Source organism: Mixta sp. (assembly GCF_024610815.1).
Classification (GTDB): Bacteria; Pseudomonadota; Gammaproteobacteria; order Enterobacterales; family Enterobacteriaceae; genus Mixta; species Mixta calida.
The window spans coordinates 1-6051 of sequence record NZ_JANION010000108.1; the positions used below are offsets into that span (position 1 = coordinate 1).

At 50.1% G+C, this 6051-nt stretch carries 4 protein-coding genes; 2 read left to right on the top strand and 2 right to left on the bottom strand.

Annotation, left to right across the window (positions count from 1 at the left end; translation table 11 throughout):
• Nucleotides 1–376: 376 nt before the first annotated feature.
• Nucleotides 377–1024, bottom strand: coding sequence for a YchE family NAAT transporter (locus tag MYY08_RS07590; RefSeq protein ID WP_038625864.1), 648 nt, complete (start codon nucleotides 1022–1024; stop codon nucleotides 377–379).
• Between the two features lie 483 nt (nucleotides 1025–1507).
• On the opposite strand from MYY08_RS07590, the gene adhE reads away from it, so the two are divergent.
• Complete coding sequence (gene adhE, locus MYY08_RS07595) at nucleotides 1508–4195, top strand: bifunctional acetaldehyde-CoA/alcohol dehydrogenase (protein ID WP_038625862.1); 2688 nt, start codon at nucleotides 1508–1510, stop codon at nucleotides 4193–4195.
• A 185-nt stretch (nucleotides 4196–4380) separates the two neighbouring features.
• On the opposite strand, the gene tdk is transcribed toward adhE, so the two are convergent.
• Entirely contained in the window at nucleotides 4381–4995 is a 615-nt protein-coding gene (gene tdk / locus MYY08_RS07600) for a thymidine kinase (RefSeq protein ID WP_038629981.1), read from the bottom strand.
• 514 nt (nucleotides 4996–5509) lie between these two features.
• Here tdk and hns point away from each other — a divergent pair.
• Nucleotides 5510–5917, top strand: coding sequence for a histone-like nucleoid-structuring protein H-NS (gene hns, locus MYY08_RS07605; protein WP_038625860.1), 408 nt, complete (start codon nucleotides 5510–5512; stop codon nucleotides 5915–5917).
• Nucleotides 5918–6051: the final 134 nt, after the last annotated feature.

Below are 6051 nucleotides of genomic sequence, written 5' to 3' on the forward strand. Positions count from 1 at the left end.
GTACAGGGGCAGCGGTTTTGTAAACCATATGCTTACAAAACGCTCAAAAACTCATAACGAAGGATTAACCCAGTTTTTTTACCTGGCGGGCGGCGCGAACCCCCTGATAAACGCCTTATAAATGAAAAAAATAGCGCATGAGATGATGTGAAAATAGTCACATTTTTTCGCACGAAAAGATTAATAGCCGTATCTTGAGCAGCAAAGCTAATAACCGTCAGCTGTCATTAAGCGGAATGAATAAACGCACCAAAATAGTGCATAAAATCAATCTTATGCACTATTTAGAAGCAGAATGGTATTTTACAGCGGAAATTAAGTCGCGTTTAAAGTGTTAGCCGACGCAAAGTAAGTCGGTTGTTTTAGTAACGAAGCGTCAGTTCAGCAGGCCGGGAAAAATTGCTTTCATGCCGGTGACAATAAACTCAATGCCCAGCGCCATCAGCAGCAGCCCCATAATACGGGTGATCACGTTAATGCCGGTCTGACCCAGCACGCGTACCATCATCGGCGCGGCGCGAAACAGCAGCCAACAGCAGAAGGCAAAAAGCGCAATCGCTACGCTGAAGGCAAACAGATTGACCCAGCTATGGTAGCGCGTGCTCCAGACGATGGTGGAGCTGATGGCGCCGGGCCCCGCCATCAGCGGCAGCGCCAACGGCACGACGCCAATACTTTCCCGCACGGCGGTTTCTGATTTCTCCTGCTTATTCTGTTTATCCTCGCCCAGCTTGCCGCTGATCATCGACATGGCGATGGTCACCACCAGGATGCCGCCGGCGATACGGAAGGAATCGATTGAAATACCGAAGATATGCAGGATGGCGTCGCCGAGAAACAGCGAAGTCCAGAGGATGATAGCAACGGCAAGGTTTGCCGTCAGGTTGGTTTTATTCCTTTCCGCTACCGCCTGGTAGCTGGTCATACTAATAAATACCGGAATAATGCCGACCGGATTTACCAGCGCGAACAGGCCGACAAAAAACTTAATGTAGCCAGACAAATCCAGTGCCAGGGTATTCACAAACCACTCCGTGATTGCGCCAATGAGAACGGCTTTAATTTAATGGAAAAACCGTTATTCGCCAGCCATATATATCAGTTTAAAGATTTGAATAAAGGCGCTCAAAGAGTAATAAAAACTGCTTATCGTAACTTTCATAGCATTTATCTCGCCATGACATGACACTTGCCGAGCATCGTATGAGGTGTGACAAAGATCAAAAAATAATCATGCTGAAAGGTGTCAGCTTCAAGGAATATTGATCTAAATCAACAAGGCCATACCTCATTCCAGGTAAGCTCAACTCATCAAAAGGACGTGATAACGACAGCGCTTCGCCTGATAGCGGCGCGCCATCGCCATAGAAACTTTTTCAGTAAACGGTTGGAGCCAGTAACACGCAAATCGCGCGCCCTGCATAACGGTAATGCTCAGTTGTTCAGGCAGCAAGCTTGCATTCAGGCTCGTTTACTAAAAAAGTTTAACTTCCATCAGGAGAGCATTATGGCCGTTACCAATGTCGCTGAACTTAACGCACTTGTTGAACGTGTAAAAAAAGCACAGCGCGAATACGCCAATTTCACTCAAGAACAGGTCGACACCATTTTCCGCGCTGCCGCGCTGGCTGCTGCCGACGCCCGTATTCCGCTGGCTAAAATGGCCGTTGCCGAATCAGGTATGGGTATTGTGGAAGATAAAGTGATTAAAAACCACTTTGCCTCCGAATATATTTACAATGCCTATAAAGATGAAAAAACCTGCGGCATCCTCGATACTGACGATACTTTCGGCACCATCACCATCGCCGAGCCTACCGGCCTGATCTGCGGTATCGTTCCTACCACCAACCCGACATCCACCGCTATCTTTAAAGCGCTGATCAGCCTGAAAACCCGTAACGGTATTATCTTCTCGCCACATCCGCGCGCCAAAGACGCCACCAACAAAGCGGCGGATATCGTACTGCAGGCGGCTATCGCCGCTGGCGCGCCGAAAGATATTATCGGCTGGATCGATCAGCCTTCCGTCGAGCTTTCTAACCAGCTGATGCACCATCCTGACATCAACCTGATCCTCGCTACCGGCGGACCGGGCATGGTGAAAGCGGCTTACAGCTCAGGCAAACCGGCTATCGGCGTCGGCGCTGGCAACACCCCGGTGGTGATTGACGAAACCGCCGATATTAAACGCGCAGTGGCATCTATTCTGATGTCCAAAACCTTCGATAACGGCGTTATCTGCGCTTCCGAACAGTCCGTTATCGTTGTGGATTCAGTGTATGACGCAGTACGCGAACGTTTCGCCAGCCACGGCGGCTATCTGCTGCAGGGCGCTGAATTGAAGGCGGTACAGGATATCATTCTGAAAAACGGCGCGCTCAACGCCGCTATCGTTGGACAGCCAGCGGTGAAAATCGCTGAAATGGCGGGCATCAACGTTCCGTCCAGCACCAAGATTCTGATTGGCGAAGTGCAGCTGGTGGATGAATCCGAGCCATTCGCTCATGAGAAACTCTCTCCGACGCTGGCGATGTACCGCGCGGAAAACTTCGAACAGGCGGTAGAAAAAGCGGAGAAACTGGTCGCGATGGGCGGCATCGGCCATACCTCCTGCCTCTATACCGACCAGGACAACCAGCGCGAACGCGTGAACTATTTTGGCGACAAAATGAAAACCGCGCGCATCCTGATCAACACGCCTGCTTCTCAGGGCGGCATCGGCGATCTGTATAACTTTAAACTGGCCCCTTCTCTGACGCTGGGCTGCGGCTCCTGGGGCGGCAACTCCATTTCGGAGAACGTCGGTCCTAAACATCTTATCAATAAGAAAACCGTGGCCAAGCGAGCTGAGAATATGTTGTGGCATAAACTTCCTAAATCCATTTACTTCCGTCGTGGCTCTCTGCCGATCGCTCTGGAAGAAGTGGCGACCGACGGTGCGAAACGCGCATTCATCGTCACCGACCGCTTCCTGTTCAATAACGGCTATGCCGATCAGATCACCTCAGTGCTGAAATCTCATGGCATCGAAACGGAAATTTTCTTTGAGGTGGAAGCTGACCCGACGCTGAGCATCGTGCGTAAAGGCGCCGAGCAGATGAACTCCTTTAAACCGGACGTGATTATCGCTCTTGGCGGCGGTTCGCCGATGGACGCCGCGAAAATTATGTGGGTGATGTATGAACATCCAGAAACCCATTTTGAAGAGCTGGCGCTGCGCTTTATGGATATCCGCAAACGTATCTATAAATTCCCGAAAATGGGTGTTAAAGCGAAAATGGTGGCGATCACCACCACCTCCGGCACCGGTTCAGAAGTTACGCCTTTCGCCGTAGTGACCGACGACGCTACCGGTCAGAAATATCCTTTAGCTGACTATGCGCTGACCCCGGATATGGCGATTGTCGATGCCAACCTGGTGCTGAATATGCCGAAATCCCTGACCGCTTTCGGCGGCCTCGATGCGGTGACCCATGCGCTGGAAGCTTATGTCTCCGTGCTGGCAAACGAATATTCAGACGGCCAGGCTCTGCAGGCGCTTAAGCTGCTGAAAGAAAACCTGCCGGCCAGCTACCGTGACGGTGCGAAAAATCCGGTGGCGCGTGAACGCGTGCATAACGCTGCGACTATCGCCGGCATCGCTTTCGCCAACGCCTTCCTCGGCGTATGTCACTCCATGGCGCATAAACTGGGCTCCGAGTTCCATATTCCGCACGGTCTGGCTAATGCCCTGCTGATTTCGAATGTTATTCGCTACAACGCCAATGACAATCCGACTAAGCAGACCGCGTTTAGCCAGTACGACCGTCCGCAGGCGCGCCGTCGCTACGCAGAAGTGGCCGATCATCTGGGCCTGAGCGCACCTGGCGACCGCACCGCGCAGAAAATTGAAAAACTGCTGGTATGGCTTGAAGAGATCAAAGCACAGCTGGGCATCCCGAAATCCATCCGCGAAGCGGGCGTACAGGAAGCTGACTTCCTCGCGAAAGTGGATAAGCTGGCTGAAGATGCGTTCGACGACCAGTGCACCGGCGCTAACCCGCGTTACCCGCTAATCGCCGAGCTGAAACAGATTATGCTGGACACCTTCTACGGCCGTGAATATGCAGAACCCTTCGATTCTGTATCTGAAGCGATTAGCGCACAGCCGGTTCAGCAGACGAAGGTCGAAAAGAAAACTAAAAAAGCCTGATTGTAAGGCCTGATAAAAAACCCGCTTCGGCGGGTTTTTTTATTGCTGCGGCAAACGCGTTTATCATTATCTCTTATAGCTGTTGAGGAGGTGCCGACGCGGTGACACTGAGCGCTATAAAACCTGCCAGCCGTGCTTAAACGCGCTGTAAGCCGCGCTGAGCGGCGATTCTCTTTGTGTGGTAGCTACCCCTTTACTTCCGGCGAAACAGGCGCCAGAAAGCCGCTGGAAAGCGCATCTTTATAGTGCTTACGGCAGACGGAAACATAACGCTCATTACCGCCGATGACGACCTGCTCCCCTTCCGCGTAAGGCCGACCGTTGCTGTCCAGACGCAACACCATGCCCGCTTTGCGGCCGCAATAACAAACCGTTTTTAATTCGATAAGCTTATCAGCCCAGGCTAATAAATACTGGCTGCCGCTAAATAATTCCCCGAGGAAATCAGTACGCAAGCCATAACACAACACGGGAATATCCAGATAATCGACAACATCAGAAAGTTCTCGTACCTGATCGCGCGTTAAAAATTGGCACTCATCAATCAGGATGCAATGTATCGGTTTTTTTTGATGTTCTTCAGTAATTTCACGCATCAGCAAAGTCTGATTATTAAACAATTTAGCGGGCGAAGAAAGGCCGATGCGCGAACTGACTTTGCCGCTGCCAAAGCGATCGTCTATCTCCGCAGTCCAGACCAGCGTACGCATCCCCCTTTCCTGATAATTATAAGAAGACTGCAACAATGCAGTAGATTTGCCGGCATTCATCGCCGAGTAATAGAAATAAAGCTGAGCCATAAGGGCGAACTCCGCCAAAAGGGTTAAACAGGAAGACAGCAGCGCGGATTGTATCACAGCGCTTCCAGGCAGGAAGTCCTTACCTCGCTATATCTATATCCGGTTAACCGCAACGCTTGTTTATCGTCTCAGCCCGCCGAATCGTAATGTATGACAGGGGCATAAAATGATAAAACTTCAGGCCCGATTGTTATTATACGGCTTTTAAGCAGCGATAACGTAGGCGGATTTACACCTATTGTCGCCCGTACTTTAAGTTATGCGATGTTTTAATGCGTTAACCTGAACCGATAACCCCTCAGAACCCTGGGGATGTTTAAGTCATCGTTTAAATGCAGCACGCTTATTTTCGCTTCCGGCATCTATAACTTTCCATCAATTACGTTAAGCAAATCTCACTTTAAAAAGGCTTTGTGAATTTCTTACAAAATTAACTATTGCAGTTCCTTTTTTCCACCTCTATTATTATCAGGCAGAACATTTCTCCCACCCAATATATTTTGAGATTAGGACAATGAGCGAAGCACTTAAAATTCTGAACAACATCCGTACACTGCGCGCCCAGGCCAGAGAATGTACTCTGGAAACTCTGGAAGAAATGCTGGAAAAGCTGGAAGTGATCGTTAACGAACGCCGTGAAGAAGAAAGCCAGGCGCAGGCTGAAATTGAAGAGCGTACGCGTAAACTTCAACAGTACCGTGAAATGCTGATCGCTGACGGTATTGACCCGAATGAACTGCTGCAGACGATGGCTGCGACGAAAACCAGCGGCAAAGCTAAACGCGCTGCACGTCCGGCTAAATATAAGTACGTTGATGAAAATGGCGAAACGAAAACCTGGACCGGCCAGGGCCGCACGCCTGCGGTAATCAAGAAAGCCATTGAAGAGGAAGGCAAACAGCTGGACGATTTTCTGCTGTAATTCCTGTTCAGGGTGCTTCTCTTAACCCCATTTAGCGATGGGGTTTTTTATTGGTCATTTTGTTGTACTTAGTTTCACCAGGCCACACCCATAAAAAAAGGAAGCCAGCGGCTTCCTTTTTTTATATCTGAGAT